Below are 14,902 nucleotides of genomic sequence, written 5' to 3'. Positions count from 1 at the left end.
TTCATCTATTCTGTGTTTTCATTTTTTCTTCATAAAAACGAACGACTTTGTTTTTCGTGTTTCGTACTGGAATATGAAATTTGCGGAGCAATGCGGAGAAAGCGGCTTGTCCGATTTCCAGGTCGCTCACTTCAAATTCAAGTTCATAGTCCTCTACTGTTAAATATCGGCTGTGATCCAAAACAATTAAGCCTTCATGGATCATTTTTTCTGCTCTTGACGTTTCAAGTGAACCAAAGTACACAATTTGATCCTTTTGAATGTTCAGGTGGTCTAATCTGTCCGCAACTTCACCTTCTGGCAGCTTAAAATCGTCAAGTTGAGAAGGGGGAGCGATCGTTTGGTGGGTTTCGAGCAAGCCTATTTCGTGAGGTTCCTTTAATGTGAGCACCCATTGACCGTTTTTTTCTCTCATTCTTAATGCAGCCAATTGAGATTTTATATTAAATTGAGGTGTATCAAAATAATAGTTGGTTTGCGTGTGGAAATCCGCATTCTTCAATTGAAAATGCTGTTTCAGCTGTTCAAATTCTTCTTTCATTAATAATTGCTTTAGTTCGATTTCAATTTCCTGTGCCATTTTGACATCAACCTTTCATTTAGAGGAAATATGATTATTGTACATGAAGTGTGTTCACCATGTAAAAGACTGTTTTTTCTCTATATTTTCTTTAAGGATGGATCAAAATGAATGAAGAATCATGTGAAAGGATCATTTAAAAGAGAAAAACAGGATTTTCTCAAAAAGTTCGGTTTATCAATATTGAACTTGATATGATAAAATAAAGCTGTACTTTGTTGTAAAGGAGATCATGATGCAAAACAGAATTGAAATTACAGAAGCAACTTTAAAAGAAGACAGGCTGATTTTGACAATCCAGTCAGAAGAGCAAATCCAAAAAGCAAAAGCATCAGGACAAATGCTTGTTGATTCTGATCACTTTGCGTTCGTTTACATACTTGAAACCGAGGAGTCCTTTTCGTATCTTATTTTAGGGGAACATACATGGGCTCCATTAAAAGAAGCGATGAATCGTGACATCCCTGTCTATTTGGCATCGGATGAACATTCGCTGGAACTCATTCAGCTTCAACAGGAATTACATTATTTAATCGACAATATTAAAGACAATGCCAATTACGGAGATATGGAAGAGAAAGTGAAAAGCACATTCCTCTGAAATAATTAGGTATATGGAATTGGGGGAAGTTTCATGGACAAAAAACAATGGGATCAATTCCTCGCACCGTATAAACAAGCAGTCGAAGAATTAAAAGTGAAACTAAAAGGCATTCGAAAGCTGTATGAATTCGAGGATGACCATTCACCAGTAGAGTTTGTCACAGGCCGAGTGAAACCTGTTGCCAGCATATTAGAAAAGGCAAAGCGTAAAAACATCCCGATGCATGAGATTGAAACGATGCAGGATATTGCTGGGCTTCGCATTATGTGCCAGTTTGTAGAAGATATACAAGTCGTGAAAAAAATGCTCCAGTCACGTAAAGATTTTGTGGTTGTAGATAAACGCGACTATATTGCAGAACATAAAGAAAGCGGATACCGCTCGTATCACCTTGTTGTGTTATATCCGCTGCAAACCGTAAGTGGAGAGAAGCAGCTCCTCGTCGAAATCCAAATTCGTACGCTTGCGATGAACTTTTGGGCGACCATTGAGCATTCTCTGAATTATAAATATAGCGGGAATATCCCGGAGAAGGTCAAGCTGCGCCTTCAAAGAGCATCTGAGGCAGCATCTCGTCTCGATGAAGAAATGTCCGAAATCAGAGGGGAAATTCAAGAAGCACAAGTGGCATTTTCCCGGAAAAAGAAAAACGACAGCTGAGCCAGTTTGATCAAATATGATGCTGCCCTCTCATAGCAGCAAGGTGGAAAAGGAGAAGAATTCATGAAATTTGCAGTTTCTTCAAAAGGGAATTCTGTATCTGACACGCTCAAAAGCAAAATTCAGACCTACTTATTGGATTTTGGTATGGAACTAAATGAAGAGGAACCGGATCTTGTCATTACGGTTGGTGGAGACGGCACACTTCTTTATGCGTTTCACCGTTATAGCGACCGTCTAGATGAAACAGCTTTTGTCGGTGTTCATACCGGTCATCTTGGCTTCTATGCTGACTGGGTGCCGAGTGAAATTGAAAAACTCGTCTTAGCCATTGCGAAAACGCCTTATCATATTGTGGAATATCCGATCTTAGAAGTCATTGTCAGATACAACGACGGCGGCAGAGAAGAGAAATATTTAGCAATGAATGAATGTACAATTAAAAGCATGGAAGGGACACTTGTGGCAGATGTTGAAATTAGAGGCCAGCTGTTTGAAACATTCAGAGGTGACGGCCTTTGTTTGTCTACACCATCTGGCAGTACGGCCTATAATAAGGCACTGGGTGGCGCCATTATTCATCCTTCCATTAGAGCCATTCAGCTGGCGGAAATGGCTTCAATTAACAACCGAGTGTTTCGGACGGTCGGTTCACCGCTTATTTTGCCTGACCACCATACTTGTGTGATTAAACCGAGGAATGATGTCGATTTTCAGGTGACCATTGATCATTTGACACTGCTTCATAAAGACGTCAAATCCATTCAATGCCGGGTGGCAGACGAGAATGTCCGTTTTGCCAGATTTAGACCGTTTCCGTTTTGGAAAAGGGTGCAAGATTCCTTTATCGGAAAAGGAGAATAAGAAAGAGGTTGTTCCCGCTGGAATACTTTACGTTAAACAAAACCATAACAGCCAAAGAAGAAGGGCTGCTTTTAAAGGAATATTTAATTGATCTTGGTATTTCGAAAAGAATGCTGACGGATATTAAGTTTGATGGCGGTGACCTCCTCATTAATGGAGAGCATGTTACCGTGAAGTGCGAGCTGCATGAAGGGGACAGACTCACCATTTTATTTCCCGAGGAAAAAGTGAGTGAAGGGCTGAAGCCTGCACCGATTCCACTTGATATTATATTTGAGGACGAGCATGTCCTTGTGCTGAATAAAAGGCCGTATATTCCTTCGATCCCTTCTCGGGAGCACCCTGCGCACAGTATTGCGAATGGATTACTGCATCATTATGCCAAGCAGTCTGTTCGGCATACGGTTCATTTGGTGAACCGTCTTGATCGTGATACATCTGGTGTCATGCTTGTGGCGAAGCATCGGTTTGCCCATAGCCTTTTATCAAAAGCGCAAAAAAGTGGAGCGGTTAAACGAACATACAGAGCCTTTACACACGGCATGATCACAGAAAAACATGGAACGATCGCTGCAAAAATTGCCCGAAAAGGGGATAGTATTATCGAGCGGATGGTTGATGATGCTGGGCAGGAGGCAGTAACGCATTATTCCGTGCGAGCGGTAATCGCTGAGTTGAACATGTCGGATGTGTCTCTCTCACTTGAAACCGGGAGAACACATCAAATTCGTGTGCATATGCAATTTCTTGGGCATCCGCTCATCGGAGATACGCTGTATGGCGGAACGACCGAGCGGATAGACCGGCAGGCACTGCATAGTGAAACCCTTGTGTTTCCTCATCCGATGACAGGTGAGCAAATGACATTTTCAGCCCCGCTTCCTGATGATATGAAATCATTGCTTTTTTAAATAGAGAAACCCGGTCACCTGCAGCGCAGGACCGGGTTTTTTTATGATGTGAAATGCTGAAATCTAGAATCGTCATAAGGCATGGATGAAGGAACGGAGACCGTTTTAAGCTCAGGGTATGTGAGGGCAGACAGCTTGTTGCCAAATACGCAGCCTGTATCAATATTGACCGTTCTGCCAACGAATCGAGGTTCTTTCACTGGTGTATGGCCGTACACAATCCATGGTTTTCCGAGATACTCTTTTGCCCAGTCCTTGCGAACAGGCCGTCCATCTGGCCATGTTTCTCCTGTGACGGCACCAAATAATAAATAGGACCGCATTTGTTTATTCGGCTTTTTTCCAATATCCTTTTCCTTCATCGCCGCGTGTGCAATGATCAGCTCATCAGGAATGAGTACATCATAAAGCGGAGCCTTCTCGAATAACTGCTTAAATTCATGTGACAATTTGTTTTGTTCATGGATTGGCAGTTTTTTTATTTCGTTCACTGTGGTTTCGATGCCATGAAGCAATTTGACGGGATTTCCTTTTAAGTAGCGATAAAGCTTAAAGCAGTGGTTGCCAGGTACATAGCGGATTGCGCCGTGTGAATAGGCATGAATGACAAATCGCATGACGTCTACTGACTGAGGCCCACGATCTGTTAGATCACCAACAAGGGCCAGCGTTCTCTTATCAGGATGGACGGGTAATCCATGTTTGAGTTCGTATCCTAGTTTGTGTATGAGGGTAAGCAGCTCTTCGTAGCAGCCGTGGATATCGCCAATAATATCGAATTTCATAAGGTTTCCTCCTGATTTTTTCATCCATTCATCGGATATAAAGAAGTTTGAATTTTAGAAAATATAACGAATGGCTTTCATTTCATTTGGGCAATTGTTAGAATCAATGCTTTAACGTAAGACTTAAAAAATTAAACATGAATGTTAGGAGGCTTTAGCCAATGGAGCATACATCTGTTTCATCACTCGTTGTCGTTATTATTGTCGCCTTTTTCACCCCTATTTTATTGCACCGATTTAAGCTGACCATTCCGGTCGTTGTAGCTGAAATCATCATGGGGCTCATCATTGGGAAAAGCGGCCTTCAACTGGTTGTCGAACATGATGCGTGGTTAGATACATTATCCATGCTCGGTTTTATTTTTCTGATGTTTTTAAGTGGACTTGAAATAGATTTTTCTTCTTTTGAGTCAAAGAAGAAAGCACGAGAACTTCCAAATGGTTTAAAAGAACCAAATACATTTAAAGCAGCCACCATGATTTTTCTTGGGGTATTTTGTATTTCCTTTATCCTGTCCTATGCGTTTGTACTCGCAGGGTTTATCCAAAATGCCTTTTTAATGACGCTCATTATCTCTACCATTTCATTAGGCGTAGTGGTGCCAACCTTAAAAGAGGAAAAGTTGATGCAGACGAATATCGGTCAAATCATTCTGCTTGTAGCTGTCATTGCCGATTTGGTTACGATGATTTTGCTTGCTGTGTTTTCCTCCATTTATGGAGATGGAACAGGGAACATGTGGCTCCTGCTCTTATTATTTGCTGCAGGCATTCTTCTTTATTTATTTGGCCGCGTCTTTAAGACAAAGTCAATTTTTCAGTCGATGTCTAAAGGAACCGTGCAAATTGGGACAAGGGCAATCTTTACTCTCATTATAGTCTTAGTTGCCTTATCTGAATCACTCGGCGCTGAAAATATTCTTGGGGCGTTTTTAGCTGGTGTGCTTGTGTCTCTTCTTTCGCCAAATAAAGAACTCGTTCAGCAGCTGGACTCATTTGGCTACGGATTTTTAATCCCGATCTTTTTTGTGATGGTCGGAGTGGATCTGAATATATGGGCACTGTTTAAGGACCCCACAATTATGATCATGATTCCGCTTCTGTTTATTGCGCTGCTTATAAGTAAGCTCGTCCCGATTCTTTATTTGAAAAAATGGTATGACATGAAAAAGGTCATTGGCTCCGGCTTTTTATTAACTTCAACTTTATCTCTCGTCATTGCAGCTGCGACGATTGGTGAGCGGCTCGGTGTCATTGATCATAAAATGTCAGGAGCGCTGATTTTAGTTGCTGTGCTAACGAGCATTTTAACACCTGTTTGGTTTAAAGCGCTGTTTAAAAAAGAACAAGCGGCAAGCCATAAGAAGCGTGTGACCTTTATTGGTGCAAATCAGCTGACCTTACCTGTCACACTTGATTTACATCAGGATGAATATGACATTCGAATTTTGCATGTGTTTCAAGAAAATAAGGAAGCACTGCTGGCAGACTCTATCTTTGAAGTCGAATCAATTGAACAATACGACGATGAGACGCTGAGAAAGGCAGGCGTCGGTCAAGAGGATGTCCTTGTCGTCGCAACAGGCAGTGAGACGAAAAATAAGGAAATTGCTTTATTTGCAAAAGAAGAAGGTTCAAAACAAGTCATTGCAAGTGTCAACAAAGCAGAGGCGGAGCTGACATTGAAGGAAGCGGGAATTGATACGTTTTCTACTTTCCTGTCATCTAAAACGGTGTTAAGAGCTTTGATTGAAGCACCTGATGCGATTCGATTGCTAACAAATGAGGATTCTTCTTTGTATCAAATTCAAATGAACAATCATCGTTATCATAATGTCATGCTGAGAGAATTTCCTTTCACCGGTGATTTGGTATTTGTCCGCATTTTTAGAGGGGTAGACAGCTTAGTACCGCATGGAGATACGACACTTAGAAGCGGCGACCGTGTGCTTGTATCGGGCTCCAGGGAGTATGTGGCAGGACTAAGAGCCCAATTAGAATGACAATGAACCCTTGACCAATGGACAATTCCTGATTAAGATAGAGGTACAACATCATATATTTGATCCACTAGGGGAGTCCTTTAAAAGGGCTGAGATAAAAGTGTCGACTTTTAGACCCTCATTACCTGAACAGGTTCATACCTGCGTAGGGAAGTGGTGCGGTTTTTGACTATGCTTTTTACAAATTCCAAGCCACTTTCCACGCGGAAAGTGGCTTTTTTATATGGAAAAACAGGAGGAGAGGAACATGACGTTTTCAACAGAATGTAAAGAGGCTGCAGCAACATGGTGGAATGGAAGCTTTACACATCCTTTTGTCAAAGGGATTGGAGATGGCACACTTTCACTCGATCGTTTCACCTATTACGTGATGCAGGATTCTTATTATTTAACTCATTTTGCAAAGGTGCAGGCATATGGAGCGGCGATAAGTGAGGACTTACATACGACGGGCAGAATGGCGTATCATGCCCAGGGCACGTATGAAGCAGAGCTGTCGCTGCATCGGAAATTTACAGAGCTTCTGCAAATTTCTGATGAAGCCATTGAGAACTTTAAGCCTTCTCCCACTGCTTATGCGTATACCTCTCATATGTACCGATCTGTAAAAAGCGGACGGTTTGAAGAGATTTTAGCCGCGCTATTACCGTGTTACTGGCTCTATTATGAGGTAGGTGAAAAGCTGAAACAAACAACACCTGACCATCCAATTTACCAAGAATGGATTTTGACATACGGAGGCGATTGGTTTAAGGAACTCGTCTTTGAACAAGTGAATCGCTTTGATGAACTAGCAGAAAAAGCACCAGACCATGTACGGGCCAATATGAAAGAAAATTTTGTGATTTCAAGCTATTACGAATATCACTTTTGGGAGATGGCGTATCAAAAAGAAATGTGGCAAACAGCATGCTTAGATGGGGTTGGTGCAAATGGAACTCCACGCAGTGACAAATGATTCCATTCCTGCGGGTGAACTGATCAAACAAATAAAAGCCATAGCGTCTGAAGTGGATTTTATTCATATTCGGGAACGGTCTAAAACAGCAAGTGAGCTTGTTGATCTCGTGAAGAATCTCCTTTTAGAAGGTGTACCGAAAGAAAAGCTCGTAATCAATGACCGCGTAGACGTTGCACTGCTTACCAATATTCACAGGGTGCATCTCCCGGGCCACAGCTTTTCGCCAAAAGAACTGCGAAAAAAGTTTCCTCACCTTCATGCGGGAGTATCTGTCCATTCGATAGAAGAAGCGAAAGCAGCAGAGAAAAATGGAGCAGAGTATGTCATGTTTGGGCACATATATGCTACCTCTTGTAAACCAGGACTTCAGGCAAGAGGTGTACAGCTTGTGAAGAAACTGACTTCTGCACTAACGATTCCAGTGGTGGCCATCGGCGGGGTGACCCCAGAACGAGTTCCAGAATTGAAACAAGCAAATGTGAAAGGAATTGCTGTCATGTCTGGGATTTTTGCTCATCATCAGCCGCGTATGATGGCACAAGCATTTTCTGAAAAGGTAAAGGAGAATCCTTATGAAAAAGCATTATGACGTTGCAATCATTGGTGGTGGAATCATAGGGGTCTCCATCGCCTATCACCTTGCAAAAGCAGGAAAACAGGTGGTCTTATTTGAAGCGAATGAGATAGGGAAGCAAACGACAAGTGCGGCTGCCGGGATGCTCGGTGCACATGCTGAAGGAGAGGGGCATGAGGATGTTTTCTTTCAGGCAGGCAGAGCAAGCCAGGCATTGTACGAAAAATTAAAAGTCGATCTTCTGCATGAATCAGGCATTGATATTCGAACTTCAGCGGGCGGTATCATGAAGGTCGCCTTTACAGAAGAAGAGAAACAAGCCCTTTGCCGGATGCAGCATTTGTCTACATTTAAATGGCTTGACGCAAGCAGCGTAAAAAAATGCATGCCTCAAGTTACAGATCACATGCTGGGAGCAGGTTTGGTTGAAGAGGATGTGCATGTGGAACCTTACGCTGTATGCAGGGCTTTATGGCAGGCGGCTGTCCGGTACGGGGCAGATGTGAAAGAGTGTACACCTGTGATCGAAGTGAAGCGGGACAAAGAAGCGTTAACTGTCAGAACAACGAAGGGCACATTCATATGTGATGAACTGACAGTCGCAAGTGGTGTATGGTCTGGCCGTTTTTTTGAAGAACTCGGATTATCTCATTCTCTTTATCCAGTAAAAGGGGAATGTGTGTCTGTATGGAATAATGGTCCGGCGCTCGCACACACCATTTATCATGATCATTGTTATATCGTTCAGCGAGATAGCGGAAAGCTTGTTATCGGCGCAACAATGAAGGCAAACGAGTGGCAGGCTGTTCCAACGCTTGGCGGCATGGAAGCTGTGATTCAAAAGGCGTCTCAGCTTATGCCTTCTATTAAGGAGATGCCGATTGAAGAGTGCTGGGCAGGCCTTCGTCCGGCGACAAACGACCGGCATCCTTATATCGGAAGACATCCAGAAGACAAGCGTATTCTTTTTGCTGCAGGGCATTACAGGAATGGCATTTTACTTGCGCCGATTACTGGAGAAATCATTCGTGACCTGATATTAGGCGAACCGGTCAAAGAGGAATGGCTTCACGCGTTTCGTATTGGACGAAAGGAGGCACTATTCGTATGAAGATTCAATTGAATGGCAGAATCGTTGATTTCGATCAAGAGAATGGAACGATCTATGATCTGCTATCAGCCTATCAGCTTGAAAACCGTGTGGTGATCGTTGAAAAGAACCATGAAATCATTGATAAAGAAGCGTTTCAACAAGTAGAAATTCAACCAAATGACACGATTGAAATCGTTCATTTCGTAGGAGGAGGATGACCCAATGCTGCACATTGGCGGAAAAACATTCACATCAAGACTATTACTCGGAACAGGAAAGTACCCATCATTTGAGGTTCAAAAAGAAGCGGTGAACGTATCGGAAGCCGAAATTTTAACCTTTGCCGTCAGAAGAATGAACATATTCGAAGCATCTCAGCCTAATTTTTTGGAGCAGCTTGATTTATCAAAATATACGCTGCTTCCGAATACAGCTGGAGCAAGTACAGCAGAAGAGGCAGTGCGTATTGCCCGTTTAGCAAAGGCTTCTGGGCTTTGTGACATGATCAAGGTAGAAGTCATTGGCTGTTCAAGGTCTCTTCTGCCAGATCCAGTTGAAACATTAAAAGCATCTGAAATGCTGCTCGAAGAAGGATTTATCGTGCTGCCGTATACATCTGATGATGTGGTGCTGGCAAGAAAATTAGAAGAACTCGGTGTCCATGCTATCATGCCTGGTGCTTCACCGATTGGTTCAGGCCAAGGCTTACTAAATCCTTTGAATCTCTCATTTATTATTGAGCAGGCGAAGGTGCCGGTCATTATTGATGCTGGCGTAGGTTCTCCGAAGGATGCAGCTTATGCGATGGAGCTTGGAGCAGACGCTGTATTACTAAATACCGCTGTCTCTGGTGCAAAGGATCCTGTGAAAATGGCAAAAGCAATGAAACTCGCGATTGAATCAGGAAGACTAGGCTACGAGGCAGGACGTATTCCGCTAAAAAACTATGGAACAGCGAGCAGTCCACAGGAAGGAATGCCGTCATTTTGAGCACTCGTTATTCACGCCAAGAGCTTTTTCAGCCAATTGGAACAGAGGGACAAAAGCGGCTAAATGACTCAAAGGCGGTCATTATTGGAGCGGGGGCACTTGGAACCGCAAGTGCTGAAATGCTCGTTCGTGCCGGCGTTGGTTCTGTCACTATTTTGGACCGAGATTATATTGAATGGAGCAACCTTCAGCGTCAGCAGCTTTACACGGAGCAAGACGTGAAGGATCGGCTGCCAAAGGCTGTGGCGGCTGAAAAAAGACTCAAGCAAGTAAACAGTGACGTGCACATCAAAGGAATCGTGGTCGATGTGACTGCTCACAATATTGACGAACTTGTCAGTGAGGCTTCAATCATTGTCGATGCAGCGGATAATTTTGAGGTAAGAATGATCGCAAATGATGCCGCTGTCAAACATCAAATACCGTTCCTTTATGGGGCCTGTGTAGCCAGTTATGGCATTCAATTCACAGTGATCCCTGGTGAAACGCCGTGTTTACACTGTCTGCTTGAACATTTACCCGCACAAGGCATGACATGTGATACAGCAGGTATCATTAGTCCAGTTGTGCAGCAGGTGGCCGCATATCAAGTGGCAGATGCACTTAAATATTTAACAGGACATCCAGTGACGCCAATTTTAAAATCCTTCGATTTATGGAAAAATGAACGTTCTGACATTCGGTCGACGGCGTCTTTAAAGAAGAAGCAATGTCCAAGCTGTGGACTAAAGACCTATCCATTTCTTTCATATGACAAGAGAGCGAAGGCAGATGTACTATGCGGCCGCAATACGGTACAAATCCGCAGTGCAGCAGAAACACCGCCGCCTTTACATGAAGTAGCTCTTCGGTTAAAGAGGGCAGGGATGGATGTGCTTGAAAATCCATATTTGCTTTCGTGTCAAAAGGATGAGTTTAAGCTTGTCTTATTTAAAGATGGCAGAGCGCTTGTACATGGTACGAATGATATTGCCAAAGCAAGAACCATTTATCATCAATGGATTGGCTAATGAGAGGTGTGAAGAAATGACGATCAAAAAAGCATTCACAATCGCGGGTTCTGATTCTGGCGGCGGAGCAGGCATTCAGGCAGATTTGAAAACTTTTCAGGAGCTCGGTGTGTACGGAATGTCTGCGATCACAGCGATTACTGCGCAAAACACACTAGGTGTTCATGGGATATACCCGCTTTCAATTGAGGCGTTAGAGCGTCAAATAGATGCAGTGGCAGAAGACTTACCGCCAGATGCCGTCAAAACAGGGATGCTGTGGAGTGCAGACATGATCAAGATTGTAGCTGAAAAAACGGTTCAATATGATATGAAGCTGATTGTAGATCCAGTCATGATCGCAAAAGGAGGGGCCTCTTTATTAAATGAAGATGCGGTCGCTGCGATGAAAACACACTTGCTGCCTGTCAGCTATGCTGTAACGCCGAATCTTCCTGAGGCAGAAGTACTGACAGGGATACAAATTCAGACGAAAAAGGACCGCTATGTGGCAGCGGAGCACCTTTATGAGCTAGGTACGAAACATGTCGTGATTAAAGGCGGCCATGGTCCATCTGATGGGATGATTACAGACCTGCTGTATGATGGAAAAGGCTTTATTGAAGTCACAAATGAACATATTGATACACCGCATACACATGGCACAGGCTGCACGTTTGCAGCAGCATTAACAGCTGAAATTGCGAAAGGATATTCGATGAAGGAAGCCTTTGAAACAGCAGAAACCTTTGTTCATGAAGCCATTAAATTCCCTTTGCGTATTGGATCTGGACACGGGCCTACGAACCATTTTGCTTATCAGCAAAACAGAATCAAACGATAAAGAAATCGAACCGTCTTCACTTATGAAGACGGTTTTTTCGCGAAAATGAAACTTTCTTTCAGCGGAAATTGTCATTCTCTTATGATCTGTGATAATATTATGATCAGGTACTAATACTATGTCTTGAAAAAATAGGAGGCTTTATTACATATGAACTTTTCTTTAGAAGGCCGTAATATCGTGGTTATGGGTGTTGCCAATAAACGAAGCATCGCTTGGGGAATTGCCCGCTCACTTCATGAAGCTGGAGCTCGTTTGATTTTTACTTATGTTGGAGATCGTCTTGCTGAATCGGTAAAAGAGCTGGCAAGCACACTTGATCGTGATGATTCTATCATTCTTCCATGTGACGTGACAAGTGACGAAGAAATCGAAAAATGTTTCGCTGCAATTAAAGAAAAAGTACAAGTCATTCATGGCGTTGCGCATGCCATTGCATTTGCAAACAAGGAAGAGCTTGTTGGCGAATACTTGAACACGAACCGTGAAGGTTTCCTTTTGGCGCACAACATTAGTGCATACTCATTAACTGCTGTAGCAAAAGCAGCACGTCCATTGATGACAGAGGGTGGAAGCATTGTGACGCTTACATACCTCGGCGGAGAGCGTGTTGTATCAAACTACAACGTAATGGGTGTAGCGAAAGCATCACTTGAAGCAAGTGTGAAATATTTAGCAGCTGATTTAGGCGCAGAAGGTATCCGCGTGAACAGTATTTCTGCTGGTCCAATTCGTACGTTATCTGCAAAGGGCATCAGCGGCTTTAATACCATTCTGAAGGATATTGAAGAGCGTGCACCGCTCCGCCGTACAACAACTCCTGAAGAAGTTGGCGATACAGCTCTATTCTTATTCAGTGATCTATCTCGCGGCATGACAGGTGAGAATCTGCATGTTGATTCCGGCTTCCATATCATTGCCCGCTAAACGAATACATGACTTGCAGCATACCGATGAAGGGTATGCTGTTTTTTTATTTTTCTTCTGATTTGAGGCCTCCGTTCATATATATAAGGAATGAATCATTCGGGAGGGATTAGTATGTCAAATAAAGGTGATGAGAATCAAAAGCCGCTGATGTATATTGTTCAGCCGAGCTATCAAGAATCAAAGCCGGCCATGCAAAATATTGTGAGAAAGCGAAAGAAATCAGAAAAACAGCCAGAAAGTGAGACCAATGCAAAAGATGTGATCAAAGAAAGCACGCAGGAGGAACCTGCAGCTCAAGAAATAGAGCATAAAAAAGAAGCCGAGCCGCCTAAACTTCAACAAGAACGAGATATGACACACGAAGCTGAGTTTACAGAAGAACAAGAGATCACACCAGAAGCAGAGGCTACACAGGAACAAGAGGATACACAAGAAGCCGAACTTACACAGGAACAAGAAATCACACAAGAACCAGAGTTCATACAAAAGCGAGAGCCTCAAGAAGAAGAGGGAAACCAGCCAGAAGGTGTTTTTCATGAAACAAAAGAAGAACCAAGAAGAAAACGAGTGAAAAAGCCTTTAAGTCAGATGAGTATTGATGAAAAAGTCGATTTTCTCACAAGACTGCCTCATAATATGCCAAGGGCTCTTTGTCTGATTGAAGCTGATGGTAAAACATATAGAGGAATCATCATGGATCGAAAAGATGATACTGTGATCATTCGTACAGCAGGCGGGGGAAATCCAGTCGAATTAGCGATTGCTGAGATTTCTTCCATCCACCCGCTTGGTTTTTAACAAATAAAAAAAGTCCCATATAGGGACTTTTTTTATTAGCAGTTACGATTGATGAGTCGTGGGTTTAGGCACTCGATTGCGCAGAAGCAGTCAAGGTCTACTTCAATGCAATATTTCGATTTTTCTAATCGGAACACATCACATAAGGAATCTTTATCTGTAAAATCTAAAATATGACGGTCTTTGTCAAATGCGATAAGCAAGCTGAGTGTTGCACAGTGATCACAGATATGTTCGACTCTGAAAAATGCAGTGCTGAAGCAAGGGCCTGGATCTACTTCTCCGACGTTTCCGAATGCGACGAATGGTTTTGATTTGGATGTAAAGAGAACAAACGGGACAGTGTCACCTAATGAATGTGATGGAGAAAGGAGATTGCTGTAACAGCTTGTCGGGCACTCTTCTTTGACAGCATTTTGCAAGTCGCTAATGTTTTCAACAGCCTCTGTTACACAGCTCCATGAATGGTTGCGGCTCATATTCAACCCTCCTATACTAGGAAATTTGTTTGAGTGTTTGAGCACTGTCATCATCTACAAGCTATCTTTGCCGGCTCGTGCATCTACTTTTAACCAATGCGGAAGCGGCCGCTTCTTATGCTGACTGCTCCGCATGATTGGCTGTCATTCGTGAGGAAGGGGATGCTTTGACTTATGACAAGTTAGATCAGCGGCCTGTTGATTTAGCCGTGGTGATGATGCTTTTTATCTTTCGATGGCATGACTCTGTCGACAAGCTCTGGGTTTAAGCATTGGATTGCGCAGAAGCAGTTTAGATCAACCTCAATACAAAAGTCCGTTTTTTCTAGACCAAAGAAGTCAGGGTCACAAGGGTGACACACGCTTAGCGTATGTCCGTGTACATCAACAGGTCTTAATACAGATAACGTAGCACAGCAGTCGTGTAATTTTTCAACCCGGAAGAAAATAGATTCGAAGCATTGGCAATCGTCAACGAATCCTCCAATGTTTCCGAAAGTAGAGAACAACCCGCCCTTTTTATCAAAAAGTAAAAACGGAATTGTATCTTTTCCAGAAACTGTTGGGCTTAATAAATTACTGTAGCAGCTCGTAGGACATTTATCTTCTACAGCTTCCTGCTCTGCTAAAATCTTATCAACCGCATCGCATACACAGTTTTCATCATGTCGGCCATGGTGTTTTCCGCAGCTCATGGATTTCAGCTCCTTTAACAAGGTATTTGACTTTAGTCCTTAACAACATATGTATGCGCCCTCTAGTTGGTGTGGGTAAATGACCATTTATATTTGTTGTATTTTTATAAAAGGAAAAGCAGAGCTTTTCGCTCTGCTTTTG

18 protein-coding genes and 1 riboswitch are annotated in these 14,902 nt (G+C 42.9%); of the genes, 14 read left to right on the top strand and 4 right to left on the bottom strand.

Annotated features, from left to right (window positions below; all coding sequences use genetic code 11):
• Position 1: 1 nt before the first annotated feature.
• The gene (locus tag JJ692_RS15445) at positions 2–580 is read right to left on the bottom strand and encodes a CYTH domain-containing protein (protein ID WP_151039276.1); all 579 of its coding nucleotides are present in this window, start codon (positions 578–580) and stop codon (positions 2–4) included.
• Between the two features lie 235 nt (positions 581–815).
• On the opposite strand from JJ692_RS15445, the gene JJ692_RS15440 reads away from it, so the two are divergent.
• The 4 genes from JJ692_RS15440 to JJ692_RS15425 all read left to right on the top strand — a co-directional run bounded on the left by JJ692_RS15440 (position 816) and on the right by JJ692_RS15425 (position 3,619).
• Positions 816–1,181: a UPF0738 family protein gene (locus JJ692_RS15440; RefSeq protein WP_034282045.1), complete on the top strand. Its 366-nt coding sequence runs from the start codon at positions 816–818 to the stop codon at positions 1,179–1,181.
• A 33-nt stretch (positions 1,182–1,214) separates the two neighbouring features.
• Positions 1,215–1,844 (top strand): GTP diphosphokinase, encoded by a 630-nt coding sequence (yjbM, locus tag JJ692_RS15435; RefSeq protein WP_024425028.1) that lies wholly within the window; start codon positions 1,215–1,217, stop codon positions 1,842–1,844.
• A gap of 63 nt (positions 1,845–1,907) precedes the next feature.
• The gene (locus tag JJ692_RS15430; protein ID WP_048238507.1) at positions 1,908–2,708 is read left to right on the top strand and encodes an NAD kinase; all 801 of its coding nucleotides are present in this window, start codon (positions 1,908–1,910) and stop codon (positions 2,706–2,708) included.
• 8 nt (positions 2,709–2,716) lie between these two features.
• Positions 2,717–3,619 (top strand): RluA family pseudouridine synthase, encoded by a 903-nt coding sequence (locus JJ692_RS15425; RefSeq protein WP_034621762.1) that lies wholly within the window; start codon positions 2,717–2,719, stop codon positions 3,617–3,619.
• Between the two features lie 41 nt (positions 3,620–3,660).
• On the opposite strand, the gene prpE is transcribed toward JJ692_RS15425, so the two are convergent.
• On the bottom strand, positions 3,661–4,404 hold the full coding sequence (prpE, locus tag JJ692_RS15420) for a bis(5'-nucleosyl)-tetraphosphatase PrpE (protein ID WP_044334771.1): 744 nt from the start codon (positions 4,402–4,404) through the stop codon (positions 3,661–3,663).
• Positions 4,405–4,565: 161 nt separating this feature from the next.
• On the opposite strand from prpE, the gene JJ692_RS15415 reads away from it, so the two are divergent.
• From JJ692_RS15415 to JJ692_RS15370, 10 genes are all read left to right on the top strand, one after another.
• A complete protein-coding gene (locus tag JJ692_RS15415; RefSeq protein ID WP_044334773.1) occupies positions 4,566–6,407 on the top strand; it encodes a monovalent cation:proton antiporter family protein in 1,842 nt (613 codons plus the stop codon).
• A gap of 59 nt (positions 6,408–6,466) precedes the next feature.
• A riboswitch (TPP riboswitch) is annotated at positions 6,467–6,576 on the top strand.
• Between the two features lie 78 nt (positions 6,577–6,654).
• Complete coding sequence (tenA, locus tag JJ692_RS15410; RefSeq protein ID WP_024425024.1) at positions 6,655–7,365, top strand: thiaminase II; 711 nt, start codon at positions 6,655–6,657, stop codon at positions 7,363–7,365.
• Complete coding sequence (tenI, locus tag JJ692_RS15405; protein ID WP_149125756.1) at positions 7,340–7,957, top strand: thiazole tautomerase TenI; 618 nt, start codon at positions 7,340–7,342, stop codon at positions 7,955–7,957. The genes tenA and tenI overlap by 26 nt, the downstream gene beginning before the upstream one ends.
• Positions 7,941–9,053, top strand: a complete 1,113-nt coding sequence (gene thiO / locus JJ692_RS15400; protein ID WP_206533928.1) for a glycine oxidase ThiO — start codon at positions 7,941–7,943, stop codon at positions 9,051–9,053. The genes tenI and thiO overlap by 17 nt, the downstream gene beginning before the upstream one ends.
• Positions 9,050–9,253 (top strand): sulfur carrier protein ThiS, encoded by a 204-nt coding sequence (gene thiS, locus JJ692_RS15395; RefSeq protein WP_024426466.1) that lies wholly within the window; start codon positions 9,050–9,052, stop codon positions 9,251–9,253. The genes thiO and thiS overlap by 4 nt, the downstream gene beginning before the upstream one ends.
• A 4-nt stretch (positions 9,254–9,257) precedes the next feature.
• Positions 9,258–10,025 carry a thiazole synthase gene (locus JJ692_RS15390; protein ID WP_025093416.1) on the top strand — a complete coding sequence of 256 codons (768 nt, stop codon included), beginning with the start codon at positions 9,258–9,260 and terminating at the stop codon, positions 10,023–10,025.
• Positions 10,022–11,035, top strand: coding sequence for a thiazole biosynthesis adenylyltransferase ThiF (locus JJ692_RS15385; protein ID WP_103132089.1), 1,014 nt, complete (start codon positions 10,022–10,024; stop codon positions 11,033–11,035). The genes JJ692_RS15390 and JJ692_RS15385 overlap by 4 nt, the downstream gene beginning before the upstream one ends.
• A gap of 16 nt (positions 11,036–11,051) precedes the next feature.
• Complete coding sequence (gene thiD / locus JJ692_RS15380) at positions 11,052–11,858, top strand: bifunctional hydroxymethylpyrimidine kinase/phosphomethylpyrimidine kinase (protein WP_073204745.1); 807 nt, start codon at positions 11,052–11,054, stop codon at positions 11,856–11,858.
• Between the two features lie 150 nt (positions 11,859–12,008).
• On the top strand, positions 12,009–12,785 hold the full coding sequence (gene fabI / locus JJ692_RS15375; RefSeq protein WP_103132088.1) for an enoyl-ACP reductase FabI: 777 nt from the start codon (positions 12,009–12,011) through the stop codon (positions 12,783–12,785).
• Positions 12,786–12,899: 114 nt separating this feature from the next.
• The gene (locus tag JJ692_RS15370) at positions 12,900–13,586 is read left to right on the top strand and encodes a CotO family spore coat protein (RefSeq protein ID WP_103132087.1); all 687 of its coding nucleotides are present in this window, start codon (positions 12,900–12,902) and stop codon (positions 13,584–13,586) included.
• Between the two features lie 35 nt (positions 13,587–13,621).
• On the opposite strand, the gene JJ692_RS15365 is transcribed toward JJ692_RS15370, so the two are convergent.
• Together JJ692_RS15365 and JJ692_RS15360 are read right to left on the bottom strand one after the other, a co-directional pair.
• Entirely contained in the window at positions 13,622–14,065 is a 444-nt protein-coding gene (locus tag JJ692_RS15365; protein WP_024425015.1) for a CotY/CotZ family spore coat protein, read from the bottom strand.
• A 203-nt stretch (positions 14,066–14,268) separates the two neighbouring features.
• Positions 14,269–14,760: a CotY/CotZ family spore coat protein gene (locus JJ692_RS15360; RefSeq protein WP_003211658.1), complete on the bottom strand. Its 492-nt coding sequence runs from the start codon at positions 14,758–14,760 to the stop codon at positions 14,269–14,271.
• Positions 14,761–14,902 lie beyond the last annotated feature (142 nt).

The sequence above is a fragment of the Bacillus sp. 3a genome, assembly GCF_017161885.1.
Classification (GTDB): domain Bacteria; phylum Bacillota; class Bacilli; order Bacillales; family Bacillaceae; genus Bacillus; species Bacillus safensis.
Note: the sequence above shows the minus strand (reverse complement) of the source record. Positions and strands in the feature narration are given on the sequence as shown.